The organism is Streptomyces sp. R41, from assembly GCF_041053055.1.
Lineage (GTDB): Bacteria > Actinomycetota > Actinomycetes > Streptomycetales > Streptomycetaceae > Streptomyces.
The window spans coordinates 5,046,553-5,065,937 of the sequence record NZ_CP163443.1; the positions used below are offsets into that span (position 1 = coordinate 5,046,553).

Below are 19,385 nucleotides of genomic sequence, written 5' to 3' on the forward strand. Positions count from 1 at the left end.
GAACGACCCACGGGGGTCTGGGGGGCGGAGCCCCCCAGGTACGGGAATGGGTAGGGGCGGCGGGGGCGAAACCCGTCTTACAGCGCCTGCGGGTATGAGAAGAAACGATTCGGGTCGTACTGGTGCTTCAACGCCGTGAGGCGGGTGGCCGCGTCCCCGTAGTACGCCTTGCGCCAGTCGGTGAGGGTGGGGTCGGTGTAGTTCTGGTAGGCGGCGCCCGAGGCGTGCCGGGACATGGCGTTGTGGGCCGTGGTCAGCCAGGACTGGGCGGTGGTGCCGGAGGTGCCCGCCTGCCAGGCGCCGATGTACTGGGCGAGCATGCGGGAACGGCGGTGGACGAAGGCCGTCGCGGTGGGCGAGACGCGATTCACCGCGCCGCCCAGTGCCGTCAGGGCGATGCTCCCCGAGCCGCCTCGGACCGACGAGATCTGGTTGAGGAGCGTCTGGATGCCGGCCGTCGATATCGAGCGGTCGAAGAAGTCCGAGCGGGCCGCGTAGGTCTCGCGGCCGAGGGCGCCCTGGGTGCTGCGGCCCGGGGTCGATCCCGGGAGGTGGCACTGGGCGTCGGTCGGGAAGGAGGAGCAGCCCGCGTACACCTCCATCGAGTCCTCGTACGAGCGCTTCTTGAGGGAGACGCTGCGCGCGGGGGAGCCGATCTTGTCGGCAAGGCGGTCCACGGCGTTCTGGAGTTCGCTGTACGTGCCGAGGGAGAACGCCGCGATGGAGACCGTGGGCGTGCCCCCGGCCGCGTTCGCGAGGTGGCACGAGGACCAGATCTCGTCGGGCTGTGTCGGGCCCCACTCCTGCCAGGCCTTCACCACGGCGGCGGCCTTGGCCCAGGGCCAGGTCATGTACGCCGAGACGGCCTGCGGGGCGGGGTGGGTCTTGAAGCGCAGCTCGGTGACGACGCCGAAGTTGCCGTTGCCGGCGCCGCGCAGGGCCCAGAAGAGGTCCTTGTTCTCGGTGGCGTCCGCGACGAGCTGCTTGCCGTCGGCGGTGATCAGCGTCGCCTGGGTGAGGCTGTCGCAGGTCAGCCCGTACGCCCGTGACACGACCCCGTGGCCGCCCCCGAGGGTCAGGCCCGAGACGCCGACGGTCGGGCAGGAACCGGCAGGGATGGTCACACCCTTCGCGGCGAGGGCGCGGTAGACGTCGATCAGTTTCGATCCCGCTCCGACGACCGCCTCGTTCGCGGACGCCCGTATCTTGTTCAGCTTGGAGACGTCGATGACCAGGCGGCCGTTGCCGGAGGACCAACCGGCGTACGAGTGACCGCCGTTGCGGATCGACACCTTGATGCCGTGGGCGCGGGCGTAGTCCATGGTGGTGCGGATGTCGTCCGCGCTCGCGACGTACGCGACGGCGGCGGGCTTCAGGCTGTCGAAGCGGGTGTTGTAGAGCTGGCGTGCGGCCGGCCAGCTGCGGTCGCCGGGGCGGACCAGGGCGCCGTCCAGCTCCCTGGACAGGGCGGCCCAGTTCGCGGCGGCGCGGGTGCTGGTGGTGGCCGTGCGTATGGAGGTGCCGGTGGTCTCGGTGGCACCGGAGGCCTTCGGACCACCGCTGTCGCTGCCGTTGCACGCGGACGTCGCCGCCGCCGCGAGTGCGGCGGTGGCTCCGCCGATGAACGTACGCCGATGCATGTGCGCCTCCCGTGGGTTCCGTGGAACGAGACGGGCCCCCGGGCTGGGGGGTTCCACCAGCGAATGCCACAGAACCGCTACAGCATCGCGCATCCCAGGATGCGCGCTTCCGGTGCGGGGGGATTCTATTCGGCCGGGATCTGGAGATCTCCAGCCCGTCATTCCGGCCGAGGTCTGGAGAGCTTCAGCCAGTCATTTCCGACCGGGGCCGGAGATCTTCAGCCCGTCCGGCGTTTGAGGACGAGGCCGTCAAGGCCGAAGCGGGGGTCTGGGGGCGGCAGCCCCCAGATACGGGACGGGTAGGGGCGGAGGGGGCGAAAACCCCCAAGCCCAGCCCCAGCCGACTACGCCGCCAGATCCCGCTCCTCGGGCTGCTCGACCCGAGCCCCCGGAATCAGCGCATCCTGCCCCGCGGGAGCCACCCCCCGTGCCCGGATCAGCCACCCGGCACGCGGGGCCCGCTCCACCGCCTTCATGACAGGTGTCAGCAACGCCATCGCAAGCGGCGACAGCAGCAGCGCGACCGCCGTGCCGAGCGCGAACCCGCCGATCACGTCCGTCGGGTAGTGCACGCCCATGTAGACCCGGCAGAAGCCTTCGAGCAGCGCGAGCCCTATCCCCGCCAGCCCGAACTTCCGGTTCGCCACGAACAGCCCGACCCCCATCGCCATGGTGAGCGTCGCGTGATCGCTGACGAAGGAGAAGTCGGTCTTGCCGGAGACCAGGACGTCCAGCCCCTGGTGGTCGACGAAGGGGCGGGGTCTCTCCACGAAGCCCCGTATCGGCACGTTCACCAGCACCGCGATGCCGGCGGCCAGCGGCGCCCACACCAACGCGGCCACGGACGACGCGGCATCGCCGCCGCCCCGCCGCCGCACGGTCCACCAGCACCACAGCACCAGCAGGACCATGGCGAGCAGCAGCCCGTACTCGCCCACGAACTCCATGGCCCGGTCGAACCAGTGCGGCGCGTCCTTGGCCAGGCCATTGATGTCGTAGAGCAGGTCGACGTCGGGGTTCGAACCGGATTCGGCGAGTCCAGCCATGGTGCTGCGGCCCCTTCGTCGTCTTTCCTGCGCGCGCACCCTTTCGTGCGCGGCTCGATCCACCCCCGTGGTCGTAGAACCGCTAGAACCGCGTCATAGATCAGCGCTACGTCAAAAGGAACGCACAGTCCCCTGTAATACGTTCCACCCTCCACGGAATGATCACGCAGACGTTATCGAAGAGAGACACATCGCCGCAGCTCAGGGGGCGCGTTCACACAGGTTCACACGGAGGTGGGCAATGCTTTCGCGCCATCTTCCGTCACCCGGGTGGCCCCGAAGTAGTCGGGGGTGTCGACGGGGTCGAAGCGAATCACGGCGCCCGGCCTCGGAGCGTCGATCATGTACCCGCCACCCACATAGATCCCCACGTGCCGGATGGCCCGGGAGTTGGTGAGGTCGTCCGAGAAGAAGACCAGATCCCCGGGCAGCAGCTCTTCCCTCTTCGGGTGCGGCCCGGCGTTGTACTGATCATTGGCGACCCGTGGCAGCCCGACCCCCACACTCTCGTACGCGGCCTTCGTCAGCCCCGAGCAGTCGAAGCGTCCGCCCTGGTCAGAGGTACCGTTGCCACCCCACAGATAGGGTGTGCCGAGCTTCTTCTGCGCGTACGTGATCGCCGCCGCGGCCTGCTTCGAGGGATCCACCCGGGTCACCGGCGCGGCGAAGCTCTTCGACAGCGTCGTGATCGTCTTCACATAGTTCTGGGTCTCCTTGTACGGCGGCACGCCCCCGTACTTGATGACCGCGTAGGCCCCCGCGTTGTAGGCGGCGAGCATGTTCTCGGTGACGTTCCCCGGCGCGTTCTTCACATACGAAGCGAGCTGGCAGTCGTACGAAGCGGCCGACGGAATCGCGTCATTCGGATCCCATACGTCGCGGTCGCCGTCCCCGTCGCCGTCGACTCCATGGGTGGCCCAGGTCCCCGGGATGAATTGCGCTATCCCCTCCGCTTTCGCCGGACTCTTGGCATTCGGGTTGAATCCGCTCTCCTGATACAGCTGGGCGGCCAGCAGCGCGGGGTTGATGGCGCTGCACAGATTTCCCCACTTCTGTACGAGCGTCTGGTACGCGGCGGGTACGGCCCCTTTGGCGAGCGCGACCGCGCCTCCGCCCATGCCGCCTGCGAGGTTCCCGGCGACCATGTAGACGCCCACGACGAGCAGCATCACGAAGCTGATCCCCGCCCCGACGGCAGCGGTCGCTACGATCCATGCCTTACGCACCGTCAACCGCCCCTCGCCGCCCAGGAGTCCGCCGACCGCCAGTCTAGAGGCGGGCCCCGCGCCGCGGGACGATCACGCACAAGGAGAAACCGCACGTGGCGACCCCGTCCCCGCACTCGAATCCGCCCCAGGGCAACCCCTTTGCCCCGCAAGGCGGTTACGCGCCAAACGGGGCGCCGGCGTATGGCCAGAACCCCTACGCGCAGAACACCGCGGCACCGGCCCAGAACCCGCCGTACGCCCAGACAGCCCCCGCGTACGGCCAGAACCCGTACGCCCCGGCAGACGGACACGCCCCCGCGGGCGGCTACGCCTACTCTGCCGCCCCACCACCCCTCACGCCCGCCTGCCGCATATGCGCCGCGCAGCCGGCGGGGGACATGACCATCCGTCAGCACACGGGTCTGCTGGTCGCGATGCGGTTCTCCAAGATGGAGGGCCCGTTCTGCCGCTCCTGCGCGACGGCGATCCACCGGGAGATGACGACGAAGACCCTGGCGGGCGGCTGGTGGAGCCCGGTGTCGCTGCTCCTGTTCACCCCCCTCACGCTCCTGTGGAACCTCTACGTACGCACGAAGATCAGCAAGCTCCCGCGCCCGACGATGCCGTCCCCGACCGGGGTGGTCATGGACCAGGGCAAGCCGGTCCTCCAGCGCCCGCTGGCCTACGTGGTCCTGCTTCTGCCGCTGCTCTGGCTCGCCGTGTACATCTCCAACGAGGTCACGAGCCGGTCATGACGGCCTGGCGATAGAGCGCCGCGACCTCGTTCCCGAAGACGACGCTGTACGAGACGTCGTCGGTGTCGCCGCCCTGTTGGTGGCCGCCGATGACACCGACGACCTCCCCGTCGCCGTTCACCCAGGGACTGCCGCTCGTCCCTCCGGCGAAATCGGGGCACACGATGCGCTGCTGCGTACGGCTGTGGGTGGTGGGCTTGTTGGTGCAGGTGATGGGCGTGTCGAGGCTGCTGGGGTACCCGGTGACGGTGACAGCGGTCGACCCGGTGGCGCGCCCGGCCGCGAACACGTTCCCACCCCCGACAGCGTCTTCGACGTTCTTCCCGTCCTTCTCGGCGAGAACGGCGAAGGCGACGTCGGTGTCCTCGTCCTGCTCGCTCGTCCACCCCTCGGGGACGACGGTCCCCGCGACCTCCCAGTACCCGTACGGCGCCTGGCCGTCCCGGTACCCGGGCGCGAAGCGCATGGTCCCTCCCCCGTCCACGCAGTGCGCGGCGGTCACGATCAGATCCCGGCCGGCACTGTGCACGACGGACGCGGTACAGAAGTGCCCGCCGCTCCCGTGGAACAGCGCGCCCACGCGCACGCTCTGCGCGGTCACGGCGGCATGCACGGTCACCCCGAGCGGCCCGGGACCGGCGTCCGCGGCCGCCACGGAGGAGGACGTCACGGCCGCCACCAGCACGACCGCACCTAGCAAGGCGTGCCGGCGGGTGCCGGGGGGACGGGTGGTGCGCTTCATCGCCCCTCACCTTGCCGCAGGCACGTGAGAAAAACACCGAGAGCACACTAAAAGTCTCCTGTGAACCGCCCCCGCCGCGTCAGCGCCCGTACACCGGGAATCCGTCCGTCGCGACGCCGAACCCGAGCGGATCCGGGAGCGGCACGGGCTCTCCGTACTTGCCGGGCAGCACGTCACTTGCCGGGCAGCACGTCCTGATAGGCGCCGTTGTCGATCAACGGGCTTCACTCCAAGTCACCCCACTGACACTCCGCCCAAAGCAGCTTCCCGCCCTTCGACGCCCCCAGCTCCCGCAGCACGGACACACCCCAGGCATCCGCACAGGCACGCACGAGATGCAGGCCGCGGCCGTGCTCGGCGTCTTCGGGCGGTACGCCGACGGGGGCGCCCTTCTCGAAACCGGGCGGGACCCTCGGGTCGGCGTCCCACACCCCGACCATGAGCCGATCGGGGTCCGAGGAGCGGATACGGAGGGCGTACGGGCCGTTGGTGTGGAGATGCGCGTTGGCGAGCAGCTCGGACGCCAACAGTTCGGCGGTGGAAGCGAGTTCGGTAAGGCCGTGGGCGGCCAGGACGGTGCGGAGGGTGGCCCGGGCGATGCCCGGGGCGCGGGGATCGTGCGGGAGTTGGAGGGTGTAGGACCAGGGCGGGGATACGGTTGCCATGAGAAGTCTCCGATCACGGAGGGGAGTTGGGTGGTGTCGTGTCGTTGCCTTGCACTGCGTTGCCCAGTGACCGCGGCCGCTCCGTCGAGCGGGGTGCTTCTGGGCGGGGCGCCTGCGCATTAAGGTAGCGGCGCCCGGTAAACCCATTCACCGGTTTCTGGGGATCTCGTTCACTACCACCCGTGTGGGTGACGAGTCATAGCAAGGAGGCAGGGGAACCCGTGAGGAGCAACCCGACGGGTCGGCAACTCCGGTTCGGCTCAGAGCTGCGCAAACTCCGGGAGCGCGCGGGCCTGAACGCAACCGAGGCCGGTCAACTCATGGGCATCAAGCAGACTCAGGTCAGCAACATGGAGGCCGGGCGCGTAGGCGTAAGCGCAGAGCGGGTGCGCACTCTGGCCTGCCACTACGACTGCTCCGACAAGGACCTCATCAAAGCTCTCAGCGACATGACCACCGAACGGTCGCGCGGCTGGTGGGAGGAGTACCGCGAGATCCTGCCCGGAGGTCTGATCGACCTGGCCGAGATGGAGCAGCACGCGACGCGGCTGAGCGCCGGGATCACGGCTCACATTCCCGGCCTTCTCCAGATCCACGATCACGCTCGCGAAGTCTTCCGCCAGGTCGTGCCGGAGCTCTCACCCCCCGACATCGAGCATCGGCTCTCGTTCCGGATCAAGCGCCAGGCCGTCCTCTTCAAGGACTCCCCCACCCCGTATCGCGCCGTCATCCACGAAGCCGCCCTGCGCATGCAGTTCGGCGGGCCTGCCGTCACCAGGAAGCAGCTGCAGCACATCCTCGACATGAGCGAGCGCGCACACGTCACCGTTCAGGTCATCCCGTTCGCCGTCGGCGCCTATCCCGGCTCGGGGCAGTCGATCCTGTACGCCCACGGACGCGTCCCGCAGCTCGACACGGTCCACCTCGACCAGTCCCACGGCTCCGCGCTCATCGACGCCGAAGCCCAGCTCGACAAGTACCGCGTCCTCCTCGAGCGCATGGAGGGCATCGCCCTCGGCCCCAGAGAGTCACGAGAGTTCATCCACACCATCGCCCAGGACCTGTGAAAGGACTCGAGATGCCCACCGCCACCTGGCAGAAGTCCTCGTACTGCGGCGAGGGCGAGGCCTGCGTACACGTCGCCGCCACTGCCTCCGCCCGAATACACCTCACCGAAAGCAGTGATCCCACCGAAGCGATACTCACGGCCACCCCCACCGCCTTCCGTTCCCTCCTCCGTACCCTCAAGAACAAGGAAGCGCACCGTGGCTGAAGTCCCCCCGAACCTCACCTGGGAACGCGCCGCCCCGCCCGAAGCCACCGGCCCCGGCCCCTGGATCGAACTCGCCTTCGGCGACAACGACCTCGTCTACATCCGCGAGACCAGCGACCCCGAGAACGTCGTCACCACCACCCAGAAGAAGTGGGACGCGTTCGTACTGGGCGTACAGGCGGGAGAGTTCGACCACTTCGTGGAGGGGCTGGAGAACGGGGGGTCCGCTGAACCTCGCCCATGAGGTGGCCGTCGGGACCGCCCGCTTCTTTGTCAGTGTCGTGCTTCCGCGACCCGAGTAAAGGGCGCTCCCTCCGGTCGCGTCGGCTGCGCCGTTTCCGCTGCGCTCCACCCTTGACTCGGCCCGCTCCAGCACGGGGGAGAAGCGAGCGGGCGGCCCAGGGGTAAGGGGTCCCCGGGTAGGCCTACGGCACCCGGGGGCGCGCGGTCACCCTCGGCCGGTGGAGCGCGGTCGCGCCTCGCCGGCACGCCGGGTGGGCTCAGCGACTGCGGATGCGGAGTAGTTGCGGTGCGCGGCGGCCCCGGCGGGGGCACGCCGGGGCCGGCTCAGCGACTGACGGTCCGATCGGTGGCTGGTAGCGGGCAGCTGATGGCCGGGGGCGGGATGCGGGCGAGCGGCGGCGTACGGGGTGGCCTTTTGGCAGATTTGGGCCAGGCGTGGGCCCGTTGAGCAGAAGGTGTCGCCGCCCCGCGGCCCAAATCTGCCAATCGTGCCCCCCGACAGGCGTGCGTTCCCTGTGAGTCGAGTCAAGTCACCGTCAGCTTCCGGCCATCGATGGGCCATTGAGCGGTAAGTCGATCACCCCGGTTCGGTAAGGCGGAAGTCAGGATTCCTGATCTCCCTTGTTGTCACGTACTCAACAAGGAGATGGTCTACGCGGGTCACACGGCCCCGCCGCCGGGGACACCGCACCGACGGCGCGCAGCACCCGCACTGCCCCTGTCAACCACTCTCAGGAGGCTGTACGTTGCGTACCGCACCCCCCACACCCAGCAGTAACAGATCTTCCACGCGGGCAAGTTGGCGGCGAATAGGCGCTTCGGCCTTCGCCACCGCCACCCTCGTGTTCGCCGGTCTCGGCACCGCCGTCCACGCGAGCGCCGCGCCTGCCGCCGCGACAAAGACGGCCAAGTCGGCCTCCTCCAAGGTCACTTGGGCCCGCTCCTGCGCCACCCCCAAGAAGAAGGGGGAGATGGCTTGCAACGCGCTGCGCGTCACCGGCGGCATCACCGCCTTCCAGAAGGCCAACGCCCACGCCGACGCGGTCACCCCCAAGGCCGCCGACGCCGGCAGCCCCTCCGGGTACGGGCCGAGCGACCTGCAGAGCGCCTACGGCCTGGCCGACGCCGCCTCCTCCAACGGCTCGGGCGAGACCATCGCGATCGTCGACGCGTACGACGACCCGAACGCCGAGTCCGACCTCGCGGCCTACCGCTCGTACTACGGCCTCTCGGACTGCACCACCGACAACGGCTGCTTCACCAAGGTCAGCCAGACCGGCTCGACGACCTCCCTCCCCACCGCCGACAGCGGCTGGGCCGGTGAGATCTCGCTCGACCTCGACATGGCCAGCGCCATCTGCCCGAACTGCAACATCACGCTGGTGGAGGCCAAGTCCTCCTCCATGGCCAACCTCGGCACGGCCGTGAACGAGGCGGTCAAGCTCGGCGCGAAGTACGTCTCCAACAGCTATGGCGGCTCGGAGTCCTCCTCCGACACGACGTACGACTCCTCCTACTTCAAGCACGCCGGCGTCGCCATCACCGTCAGCGCGGGCGACGAGGGCTACGGCGCCGAGTACCCGGCGGCCTCCCGCTACGTCACCTCTGTCGGCGGCACCGCCCTCTCCACCAGCTCCAACAGCCGCGGCTGGGCCGAGAAGGTGTGGAACACCAGCAGCACCGAAGGCACCGGCTCGGGCTGCTCCTCGTACGACGTGAAGCCCTCCTGGCAGACCGACACGGGCTGCTCGAAGCGCATGATCGCGGACGTCTCGGCCGTCGCCGACCCGGCGACCGGCGTCTCGGTCTACGACACGTACGGCGACGGCACCGGCTGGGCCACCTATGGCGGCACCAGCGCCTCGGCACCCATCATCGCGGGCGTCTACGCCCTCGCGGGCACCCCGGGCAGCAGCGACTACCCCGCGCAGTACCCGTACAACGCGGCCGGCACCTCCGCCCTCAACGACGTCACCAGCGGCAGCAACGGCTCCTGCACCACGAGCTACTTCTGCACCGCGAAGTCGGGCTACGACGGCCCGACCGGCTGGGGCACCCCGGCGGGGATCGACGCCTTCACCGGCTGACATCGGCCCGCGGGCGCATGACGGAAACCGCCGGTAAGTGAAGTAAGTGGGGATCCACCGGCGGTACCCGAAAAACGGGCCGCGGCAACCAGCCGCGGCCCGTTCCGCTGTCCAAGGCCGCGCTGACCTCCGGTGTCGCCGTCCCGACCTGCTGTTCAAATCCCTTGAGGCGACTGTGTGTTGAGTCAAGCCATCGTCAGCTTCCAGCCATCCTGCGGTCATGGAGCGGTCACGCGCACGCCTCGTTGAGTAAGGCGGAGGTCAGGATTCCAGCCATCTCTTGTTGTCACGTACTCAACAAGGGATGGTCATCCGCGGGCCGATCGGCCCACCGCCGGGGACTGCGTACCGGCGGCGCACCCGCACTGCCCCTGTCAAACACTCTCAGGAGGCTGTACGTTGCGTACCTCATCCCCCCAAAGACCTTCCATACGCGGCAGATGGCGCCGCGTGGGCGCGGCCGCCTTCGGCACCGCCGCCCTCGTCCTCGCGGCCTTCGGCAACGCCGGAGCGGCCGACGCCAAGGACAGCGGCGTCGCGAAGGTCACCCCCCACGTCAGCTGGACCCGGGCATGCGCCACGCCCACCAAGGCGGACGTCGCCGCCTGTGACGCCAAGCGCGTCACCAGCGGCGTCACCGAGTACATGGCCGAGAGGGCGTACGCCAAGGGCGTCACCCCCAAGGCCGCCGACGCGTCGACGCCCTCCGGCTTCGGACCGACCGACCTCCAGGCCGCCTACGGTCTGACCTCGGCCGCCGCCTCCAACGGCTCGGGCGAGACCATCGCCATCGTCGACGCGTACAACGACCCCAACGCCGAGGCGGACCTGGCGACCTACCGCTCGTACTACGGCCTGTCGGCCTGCACCACCGCCAACGGCTGCTTCAAGAAGGTCAGCCAGACCGGCTCGACGACCTCCCTGCCGCGCAGTGACACCGGCTGGTCCGAGGAGATCTCCCTCGACCTGGACATGGCCAGCGCCATCTGCCCGAACTGCAACATCCTGCTGGTCGAGGCCAAGTCCGCCACCATGGCCAACCTCGGCACCGCGGTGAACGAGGCCGTCACCCTGGGCGCGAAGTACGTCTCCAACAGCTACGGCGGCTCCGAGTCGTCCTCCGACACCTCCTACGACACCTCGTACTTCAAGCACGCCGGCGTCGCCATCACCGTCAGCGCGGGCGACTCGGGCTACGGCGCCGAGTACCCGGCGGCCTCGCAGTACGTCACCTCCGTCGGCGGCACCGCGCTGACCAAGGCCACCTCGACCACCCGCGGCTGGACCGAGACGGTCTGGAAGACCAGCAGCACCGAAGGCACCGGCTCCGGCTGCTCCGCGTACGACACCAAGCCGAGCTGGCAGACCGACGCGGGCTGCGCCAAGCGCACCATCTCCGATGTCTCGGCGGTCGCCGACCCGGCCACCGGCGTCGCGGTCTACGACTCGTACGGCATCACGGCGGGTTGGTACACCTTCGGCGGCACGAGCGCCTCGTCTCCGATCATCGCGGGCGTCTACGCCCTCGCCGGCACCCCGTCCGCCGGCTCCTACCCGGCGAAGTTCCCGTACACGGCGGCCGGCACCGCGGCCCTCAACGACGTGACCTCGGGCAACAACGGCACCTGCACCACCAGCTACCTCTGCACCGCCACGTCCGGCTACGACGGCCCGACCGGCTGGGGCACCCCGGAGGGGGTCGCGGCCTTCACCGGCTGACCTCCGGGAAGTGGGGGCCGCCGGGGGAGCGTGGGGATCCCCGGCAGCACCTGATGAACGGGCCGCGGCAACAGCCGCGGCCCGTTTTCGCTGCGCCGAGAGGCGGGGGATAGCCTTTGGACCACCGGGCCGGCGGTCGGCGTCCACATCCCGCAGACGCGGCGACCCGGAGAACATCGGCTCGACGGCCCGTCAGAAACGGGACGCGCGCCCGGCGTACGTACGAGGCGGGCGGGGCGTGCGCTTCGTAGAAGGGGTTAACGACGGAACCACACGACAGGTTCCGCTCCGACTTCATTGCCCGGCGTAACCTGCCGTGATACACAGAGTGACCATACGACCCCTCGCATACCGTCGCACGCCTCCCGCAAGGGTTCCGCGTACACCGGTGACAAGGGTTTCGTACGAAACCCGCCAATCAATGACGCCAAGTCGACATACGACAGCGTCATTGTCGGCGAGAATGGGCCCGACCTCTGCGCGCAGTGGCAGGGGGTGCAGAACTACCCACTAGGGGCGGTGACTTACATGCTATTCGCAGCCGATAAGGGCGACATCACCACGATCATCGGCGGGATCGCTCCGGACTGGGGTCCCTTCGGCAGCCTGGGCAACGAAGCGAAGGTGATGATCGAGGTCGTGATGGCGGTCGCCATCCTGCTCTGCCTCGGCATCGCGATCTGGGGTGCGGCCAAGCAGCGCATCGGCGCGACCGCCCTCCGCGACACCTTCAGTGCCGAACAGGGCAAGGGCCTCATCATCGCGGGCCTCACCGGAGTCTTCATCATCGGATCGCTCGGCACACTCTTCACCATCGTGTACGGCATGGCTGTCTAGGCCCGGCCACGCCTGGCGCACTGTCAGTCCCCGGCCGGGCGCGCCCGGATCCTCTCCCCTCCGACCCACCCGTCCGTCGTGCCCACCGGCTGAGGTTGCGTTTCCCTGATGTCGAGTCACCACACCGCGCCCGCGCGGGAACCAGCACGGCTACCGTCGTACTACTTGGTTCAGCGAGAGGTTGAGGGGGCGTACGCGACATGAGTCTCGGTGACGAACCCGGCTACGGCGACGCCCCGCGCGGCCAGGACGGGGGGTACGGCGGCTCCGGCCAGACCCGGACCCGCCTCCCCGACCGCCCCGGCGACGTCTACGGCGGCGCCCGCCGCGGGCGGTCCTCCTCCCGAAGCCTGGTCACGGTCGTCGGCGTCGTCGTCCTCCTGATCGCCGCGATCGCCTTCGCGAACCGTGGAGGGGATGATTCCTCTTCGGGGAACGGAGACAGCGACAAGGCGAAGACCTCACCTACGGCAGCGTCGGGGACCCGTCCGGTGGAGTCGAAGGCGGCGGGGATCCCGTCCGGGTTCGCGCAGAGCGAGCAGGGGGCGCAGAGCGCGGCGGCGAACTATGCGGTGGCGTTGGGTTCGACGGGGATGTTCAAGGCCGCCAGTCGGCACGACATCGTCAACAGCATCTACACGTCCGCTGCCGCCGGCCAGCTCCAGGGCCCGATGGACCAGGCGTACTCGGCCGACTTCCTCAGCAAGTTGGGGCTCGACGCGGACGGCAATCCGCCGAAGGGCAGCACGTTCGTCTCGCGCACGATCCCGGTGGGCACCAAGGTCCAGCAGTACGGCGGCACCGGCGCCAAGGTCTCGGTCTGGTACATGGGACTCATCGGCATGTCCGGACAGACCTCGACGGACCCCGTCAGCTCGACGTGGAAGACGTGGACCTTCGAGCTCCAGTGGGACAACGGCGACTGGAAGATCGTGACCGACTCCCAAAAGGACGGCCCCGCCCCTGTCCCGGGCGACGACAAGGCCGCGACCTCTGACGAGATCAGCAAGGCCATCGAGGAGTACGGAGGGTTCACGTATGCCCGGTAGCCGAAGCCGCGTCCTCAAGCTCACGGCCGTCGTCGCCGTCGTACAGAGCACGGCTGTCCTGCTCGCCACCCGTGCCGCCGCGGCGCCGACCCCGTCGCCGTCGCCGTCAAAGGACCCGTGCGGCCTCCTGATCGGTCCCGCCAAGCAGTACTGCAAGAGCGACAAGGGAAGCGGTGGCTCCGGCAGCACCACCGATCCCAGCCTCACGTCCACCCTCGACCCCCTCTCCTCCCTGGCAAAGGGCTGCGCCGACGCCGCCTCCTGGACCGTCGACAAGCTCTCCGCCGCAGTCAACGACACGGCGAACGTCGACTTCACGAACCCCAAGTTCCTGCAGCAGTACGCCGTCGTCTTCGCGGCGTCGACGATCCTGACCCTGCTCCTATGGCTGCTGGCGGTGGCCAAGAGGGCGGTGCGGGGCGTCCCGCTCACCACCGCGCTGTCGGAGGCGGTCGGGTTCCTGTGGCTGACGGTGCTGGCGTCGGCCTTCACTCCGCTGATCCTCTACACCGTCGTCTCGGCGACGGACGGAGTCACCGAGGTCCTCGCCAAGACCACCGGCAACCAGACGGACACCTTCTTCGGGACGTTCTCCGGCGCGCTGAACAAGGGCGAGGACATCGGCGGCGGCCCGATCATGCTGATCGTCGTGTCGCTGGTCTCGATCCTCGCGGCCGGAGTGCTTTGGCTGGAGCTCGTCATCCGGGCCGCACTGCTCTACGTCGGTGCCCTGCTCGGCACTGTCGTCTACGCGGGTCTGGTCGACAAGAACCTGTGGGGCCACGTCCGCCGCTGGGCGGGCATCATGATCGCGGTGATCCTGGTGAAGCCGGTCATCGTGATCGTGCTGGGGCTGGCGGGGGCGCTGTCCACCGACAACGGCCCCGACGCCTTCTCCGCCGTCGTCTCGGGCCTCGCCATCATCCTGCTCGCCATCTTCGCGAGCGCGATGATCTACCGCTTCGTCCCGGGCTTCGGCGACGAGATCGCGGGCTCCCGCAACAACCGCATCATGCAGGGCGCCGAGAGCAAGGCCGCGGCCGTGATCAGCTCCCCGGCCACCCTGGTCGCACAGGGCATCAAGACCCACAGCTCCCGCGCCGACAACAACGGCGGCGGAGGCGGCGGAGGCAACCAGCCCCGCCCCGCCAACCCGGCGTCCGGCGGTGTGGCCGCGCACAGCACTCGTACGCCGAACGGAGGCGGCGGATCTGTCCCCTCCGCCGCACCCCCACCGCGTACCAGCCCGGCCAACACCCCGCACGCGAGCAACACCCGCAACAGCAGTACCAACCGCACGGGAGGTGAAGGGCGTTGACGACCGAGTCCCACGTGTCCCATCCGGTCACGCCCCGCCGTACATATCTGATCGGCCGCGCCCGGCCGAACGCGATCGTCGGCCGGAATCGTGAATCCGGTGAGATCGCGCTGATCATCGCGGGCGCGTTCCTCGGCATGATGTGCGGCCTGCTCGTCCCCGTCCTGTCCCTGCGGATCGTGCTGCTGATGGGCTTCCCGCTCCTTGCGCTGGCCGCGGTGTACGTCCCGTACAAGCGCCGTACGTTCTACAAGTGGTTCGAGATCAACCGCAGTTACAAGCGGACCCTGCGCCAGGGGACGACGTACCGGTCGAACGTGATGGAGGCCGGTACGCGGCTCGACGGCCGTGAGATCGAGATCGGACCGCCACCCGGTATCGGCCGTATCTCGTGGCTCGCGGCGCCCTTCGGCCCGGACGAGATCGCCGTGCTCCTGCACGCCGACCGCCGTACGGTCACCGCGGCGATCGAGATCGAAGGCCCGGGCGTCGGACTGCGCGACAGCGAGGACCAGGAGGCCCTCGTCGACCGCTTCGGCACGCTCCTCAAGCATGTCGCGAACGGCGACGGCTTCGTGACCCGCCTGCAGATGCTCGCCCGCACGCTCCCCGCCGACCCGGATGCCCACGCCAAGGACGTCGCCGTACGAGGGGACGACCGGGCCCCCGGCTGGCTGCAGCAGTCGTACGACCAGCTCCAGTCCATGGTGTCCACGAGCAGCGAGCAGCACCGGGCGTACCTCGTCGCCTGCATGCACTACTCGCGCGAACTCGCCGCCGAGGCACAGGCGATGGCGCGGGCGGCGCGGCCCCAGGGCGGGAAGAAGCTGGACCGGGACGCCGGGCTCGCGGTCGTCATGGCGCGCGAGCTCACCGACATCTGCTCGCGGCTCCAGGAAGCCGACATCCGCGTACGGCAGCCGCTCGGTCAGGGGCGGCTCGCCTCCCTCGTGCACTCGATGTACGACCCCGACCACCCGATCGACCACATCCAGGCGATGACGAAACGGAACGCCTGGCCGGCGGAGCTGGACGCCATGGAGCCCACCTACCTCCAGGCGAAGACCCGCGAGTCCTCCACCCGCGCGCCCTGGTGCCACGCCACGGCCTGGGTGAAGGAATGGCCGATGACCCCGGTGGGCGTCAACTTCCTCGCCCCGCTGCTCGTCCACACCCCTGACGTGATCAGGACCGTGGCCGTCACGATGGACCTCGAACCCACCGAGGTCGCCATCGAGCGCATGCTGACCGAGAAGACGAACGACGAGGCCGAGGCCAGCCGCGCCGCCAAGATGAACCGCACCGTGGACCCGCGCGACGTCGCCTCGCACAACCGTCTGGACCAGCGGGGCGAGGACCTCGCCAGTGGAGCCGCCGGCGTGAACCTCGTCGGCTACATCACGGTCTCCGCCCGCTCGCCGGAAGCCCTCGCGCGCGACAAGCGGACGATCCGCGCCTCGGCCGGCAAGTCGTATCTGAAGCTGGAGTGGTGCGATCGCGAGCACCACCGGGCCTTCGTGAACACACTGCCGTTCGGCACCGGAATCCGCAGGTAGGGGCTGATGTTCTGATGCGGGATCCGCTGTCCGCCGCCACGGACACCTTCACGTCCTTCCTCTTCGGCAAGGTCGAGACGACCCGCCTCCCCGTGCGCACGTCCACGGGCCAGGCCCAGGCGGTCTACCTGCCGACCGCCGCGCCCGGCCTCGGCGACTCGGGCGTCATCATCGGACGCGAGGTGTACTCCGGGAAGGGCTACATCTACGACCCCTTCCAGCTGTACGGGCAGCAGCTCCCGGCCCCGCACTGGCTGGTCCTCGGGGAGTCCGGCAACGGCAAGTCGGCCCTTGAGAAGACGTACGTCCTACGTCAGTTGCGCTTCCGCGACCGCCAGGTCGTCGTCCTCGACGCACAGGGTGAGGACGGCGTTGGCGAATGGAACCTGATCGCGGAGGAGCTGGGGATCACTCCCATCCGGCTCGACCCGACCGCGGCGCTCGACATGGGCATCCGCCTCAACCCGCTCGACCCGGCGATCACGACGACGGGCCAGCTGGCGCTGCTCCGGACGATCATCGAGGTCGCGATGGGCCACGGCCTCGACGAGCGCTCGGGCTTCGCCCTGAAGGTCGCGCACGCCTACGTGAACGAGACGATCGTCGAGCGCCAGCCGGTGCTGATGGACATCGTCGAGCAGCTACGGCACCCCGAGCCGGAGTCGGCCGAGGCGATGAACGTCGCCATAGACGACGTACGGGCCTGGGGCCTGGACGTGGCGCTGGTCCTGGACCGCCTGGTCGACGGTGACTTGAGGGGCATGTTCGACGGCCCGACAACGGTGGGGATCGATTTGGACGCCCCCCTCATCGTCTTCGACCTGTCCCACATCGACCGCAACTCGATCGCCATGCCGATTCTGATGGCGATCGTGGGCGTGTGGCTGGAGCACACATGGATCCGCCCCGACCGGAAGAAGCGCATCTTCCTGGTCGAGGAGGCGTGGCACATCATCAACAGCCCCTTCGTGGCCCAACTCTTCCAGCGCCTGCTGAAGTTCGGCCGCCGCTTGGGCCTGTCGTTCGTAGCGGTGGTCCACCACCTGTCGGACGTCGTCGACGGAGCGGCGGCGAAGGAGGCCGCGGCGATCCTGAAGATGGCGTCGACAAGGACGATCTACGCCCAGAAGGCGGACGAGGCACGGTCGACGGGCCGGGTGCTGGGCCTGCCCAGGTGGGCCGTAGAGATCATCCCCACCCTCACGCCCGGCATCGCGGTCTGGGACGTCAACGGCAATGTCCAAGTGGTGAAACACCTCATCACCGAGACCGAACGCCCCCTCGTCTTCACCGACCGCGCCATGACCGAGTCCTCCGCGGACCTCCTCTCCGACGACGCGCTGCGCGCCGCGGAACTGGAGGCCGAGGAGCGGGCGGCGGCCTTCGTGGAACAACACCTCAGCGATCTCGACGACTCCTCCGAGTCCACGGTGGCGTGAGAGGTGGCGTGAGATGAGACAGGACCAGCGTGACGGGCGTCGCGAAGCCGAAGGCGGCATCCCTGACGGGCTGTTGGTCGGAATACTGGCCTTCCTCCTGGGCATGACGCTGATGGTGTGGACGGCCACAGGCCTCGCGGGTTGGTTCGCCCGGGGCGCCTGGCCCGACGCGGTCACCCTCTCCCACACCCCACTGGCCATGCGCCACCTGATCGGCCAGCCGCACGACATCAAGGGAGCCTGGCCAGACACCCCCGCGACCCAGCTGTCCGGCTACGGGCTCTTCTGGGGCGTGCTCATCGGCCAGTTGATGGTGCTGCTGGTGCTGACGGTGTTCGTGATGGGAACGGTGGCGAGGTGGAGAGCGGGAAGGGCGAGGCGGAGGGCGGAGGCTGCCAGCAGGGGGATGAGGGCCGGGACCGTGATGGGGACCGAGACGGCGCCCGGGGCCGGGACCGTGTCCGGGGCCGGGACCGTGACGGGGGTGCCGAGACAGGCGGGGGAGCCGGGTCTGGCGGGGCAGGCGTGGCAGATGGGGCCGGAGGGGCCCATGGGGCAGCACGGCCTGGCAGGACAGGCGGGCTCAGCACGACAACCGTGGCCGACGAAGGAGCCGCAGACGCCGACGACTCCTGAGCCGACGACGGCCCCTTCGAGGGTTCCCTTGGCGGCGGACGGTGAACGTGTGGGCGGGTGGGAAACCCCTCGCGCCGGAGGCGCGGCGCCGCAACTCACAACGGCGCCGCAGCCGACGTCGACGGCTCCTTCGGCAGCTGACGGTGAACGGGCGGTCGGGCGGGAAAACATCCGCGCCGCAGGCGCGGTCATACTCGCCCCCGCGGAAACCCGTCACACCACAGCGACCCAAGCCATCCGCGACGCGGAGGGCCCAGCCCTGGTCATCACCTCGAACCCCAAAACCTGGTCGGAGACCAAGGACGCCAGAGCCAAGCTGGGCCCAGTCCTCCTCTACGACCCCTCGCACCTGTGCGACACCCCGGCCCGCCTCCACTGGTCCCCGGCAACGGGCTGCGAGGAAAAGGCGACGGCGGCGGCGAGAGCGGCCGCGATCCTCGCCCCCGTACGCCCCACCGCCAAGGTCGACCAGCCGATGGCAGACGTAGCGGAAACGCTCCTGCGCAGCTATCTCCACGCCGCCGCCGTGGAGGGCAAACCCTTCCGCCACGTCCACCGCTGGGCCCAGGGCACCCAGGTGCAGGACGCCGTACGAGCCCTCCGTACAAACCCCAAGGCCGCATCCGGCGCCGCGGGCGAACTCGAGGCCGCCCTCACCTCGCACCCCGAACGCCGCGACATCGCACAGGAGTTGACGGCCCGCGCCCTCTCCTCACTCTTCACGGTCAATATCCGCGAAGCCTGCACTCCGAACCGAAATGACAGCCTCGCCTTGGATTCCTTCGTCAATGAAGGGGGCACGCTTTATGTGGTCGGTGAACCCATCGAGGACCCCAAGACGAACCCCGGCGCGATGCCTCTCCTGACGGCCCTCGCCTCAAGCGTGGTCGAGCGCGGCCGGCGCATGGCCGAACGGTCATCCTCCGGTCGCCTCGACCCACCACTCACGCTCGTCCTGGACGACGTAGCAGCCGTGGCTCCGCTCCCCCAGCTCCCGGACCTGCTGACCACGGGAGCGGACCGGGGCCTGCCGGCGCTGGCCCTACTCCGCTCCCGGGAACAGCTCCGCAGCCGCTGGCCGCAGTACGAAATCCCGGTCTGAGCCGGGGCGCCGAGCCCTCAGCCAGGTCGGTGTGGACCGGCATCAAGGTTGACGCCTTCGGGCCACACCC

Annotated in this window: 17 protein-coding genes; 12 read left to right on the plus strand and 5 right to left on the minus strand. The window is 69.2% G+C overall.

Translation table 11 applies throughout. The features are described from left to right. Window positions 1-77: 77 nt before the first annotated feature. The 3 genes from AB5J53_RS23145 to AB5J53_RS23155 form a co-directional block, all read right to left on the minus strand. Entirely contained in the window at window positions 78-1,640 is a 1,563-nt protein-coding gene (locus AB5J53_RS23145; RefSeq protein WP_369247581.1) for an FAD-binding oxidoreductase, read from the minus strand. A 344-nt stretch (window positions 1,641-1,984) separates the two neighbouring features. Next, a complete protein-coding gene (locus tag AB5J53_RS23150) occupies window positions 1,985-2,686 on the minus strand; it encodes a phosphatase PAP2 family protein (protein WP_369247582.1) in 702 nt (233 codons plus the stop codon). A 224-nt stretch (window positions 2,687-2,910) separates the two neighbouring features. After that, window positions 2,911-3,918 carry an NlpC/P60 family protein gene (locus AB5J53_RS23155; protein WP_369247583.1) on the minus strand — a complete coding sequence of 336 codons (1,008 nt, stop codon included), beginning with the start codon at window positions 3,916-3,918 and terminating at the stop codon, window positions 2,911-2,913. 89 nt (window positions 3,919-4,007) lie between these two features. Here AB5J53_RS23155 and AB5J53_RS23160 point away from each other — a divergent pair, with 89 nt between their 5' ends. After that, the gene (locus tag AB5J53_RS23160; RefSeq protein ID WP_369247584.1) at window positions 4,008-4,649 is read left to right on the plus strand and encodes a hypothetical protein; all 642 of its coding nucleotides are present in this window, start codon (window positions 4,008-4,010) and stop codon (window positions 4,647-4,649) included. On the opposite strand, the gene AB5J53_RS23165 is transcribed toward AB5J53_RS23160, so the two are convergent. After that, a complete protein-coding gene (locus AB5J53_RS23165; protein WP_369247585.1) occupies window positions 4,633-5,391 on the minus strand; it encodes a serine protease in 759 nt (252 codons plus the stop codon). The genes AB5J53_RS23160 and AB5J53_RS23165 overlap by 17 nt on opposite strands. Before the next feature lie 224 nt (window positions 5,392-5,615). After that, window positions 5,616-6,056 carry an ATP-binding protein gene (locus AB5J53_RS23170; RefSeq protein ID WP_369247586.1) on the minus strand — a complete coding sequence of 147 codons (441 nt, stop codon included), beginning with the start codon at window positions 6,054-6,056 and terminating at the stop codon, window positions 5,616-5,618. Between the two features lie 221 nt (window positions 6,057-6,277). Here AB5J53_RS23170 and AB5J53_RS23175 point away from each other — a divergent pair, with 221 nt between their 5' ends. From AB5J53_RS23175 to AB5J53_RS23225, 11 genes are all read left to right on the plus strand, one after another. Then, window positions 6,278-7,123, plus strand: a complete 846-nt coding sequence (locus AB5J53_RS23175) for a helix-turn-helix domain-containing protein (protein WP_369247587.1) — start codon at window positions 6,278-6,280, stop codon at window positions 7,121-7,123. An 11-nt stretch (window positions 7,124-7,134) separates the two neighbouring features. Continuing rightward, a complete protein-coding gene (locus AB5J53_RS23180; protein ID WP_369247588.1) occupies window positions 7,135-7,329 on the plus strand; it encodes a DUF397 domain-containing protein in 195 nt (64 codons plus the stop codon). Then, complete coding sequence (locus AB5J53_RS23185; protein ID WP_369247589.1) at window positions 7,322-7,573, plus strand: DUF397 domain-containing protein; 252 nt, start codon at window positions 7,322-7,324, stop codon at window positions 7,571-7,573. The genes AB5J53_RS23180 and AB5J53_RS23185 overlap by 8 nt, the downstream gene beginning before the upstream one ends. Before the next feature lie 745 nt (window positions 7,574-8,318). Then, window positions 8,319-9,659 (plus strand): peptidase S8, encoded by a 1,341-nt coding sequence (locus AB5J53_RS23190; protein ID WP_369247590.1) that lies wholly within the window; start codon window positions 8,319-8,321, stop codon window positions 9,657-9,659. A gap of 399 nt (window positions 9,660-10,058) precedes the next feature. Beyond that, entirely contained in the window at window positions 10,059-11,378 is a 1,320-nt protein-coding gene (locus tag AB5J53_RS23195) for a peptidase S8 (protein WP_369247591.1), read from the plus strand. A 528-nt stretch (window positions 11,379-11,906) separates the two neighbouring features. Beyond that, window positions 11,907-12,215 (plus strand): hypothetical protein, encoded by a 309-nt coding sequence (locus AB5J53_RS23200; protein WP_028804304.1) that lies wholly within the window; start codon window positions 11,907-11,909, stop codon window positions 12,213-12,215. A 200-nt stretch (window positions 12,216-12,415) separates the two neighbouring features. After that, window positions 12,416-13,264, plus strand: coding sequence for a hypothetical protein (locus AB5J53_RS23205; protein ID WP_369247592.1), 849 nt, complete (start codon window positions 12,416-12,418; stop codon window positions 13,262-13,264). Then, the gene (locus AB5J53_RS23210) at window positions 13,254-14,582 is read left to right on the plus strand and encodes a hypothetical protein (protein WP_369247593.1); all 1,329 of its coding nucleotides are present in this window, start codon (window positions 13,254-13,256) and stop codon (window positions 14,580-14,582) included. Before AB5J53_RS23205 ends, AB5J53_RS23210 begins: the two co-directional genes overlap by 11 nt. Then, window positions 14,579-16,138, plus strand: a complete 1,560-nt coding sequence (locus AB5J53_RS23215) for an SCO6880 family protein (protein ID WP_369247594.1) — start codon at window positions 14,579-14,581, stop codon at window positions 16,136-16,138. The genes AB5J53_RS23210 and AB5J53_RS23215 overlap by 4 nt, the downstream gene beginning before the upstream one ends. 14 nt (window positions 16,139-16,152) lie before the next feature. Continuing rightward, window positions 16,153-17,577 carry an ATP-binding protein gene (locus AB5J53_RS23220; RefSeq protein WP_369247595.1) on the plus strand — a complete coding sequence of 475 codons (1,425 nt, stop codon included), beginning with the start codon at window positions 16,153-16,155 and terminating at the stop codon, window positions 17,575-17,577. Window positions 17,578-17,590: 13 nt separating this feature from the next. Further along, window positions 17,591-19,315, plus strand: a complete 1,725-nt coding sequence (locus AB5J53_RS23225) for a TraM recognition domain-containing protein (protein ID WP_369247596.1) — start codon at window positions 17,591-17,593, stop codon at window positions 19,313-19,315. The last annotated feature ends 70 nt before the right edge of the window (window positions 19,316-19,385 follow it).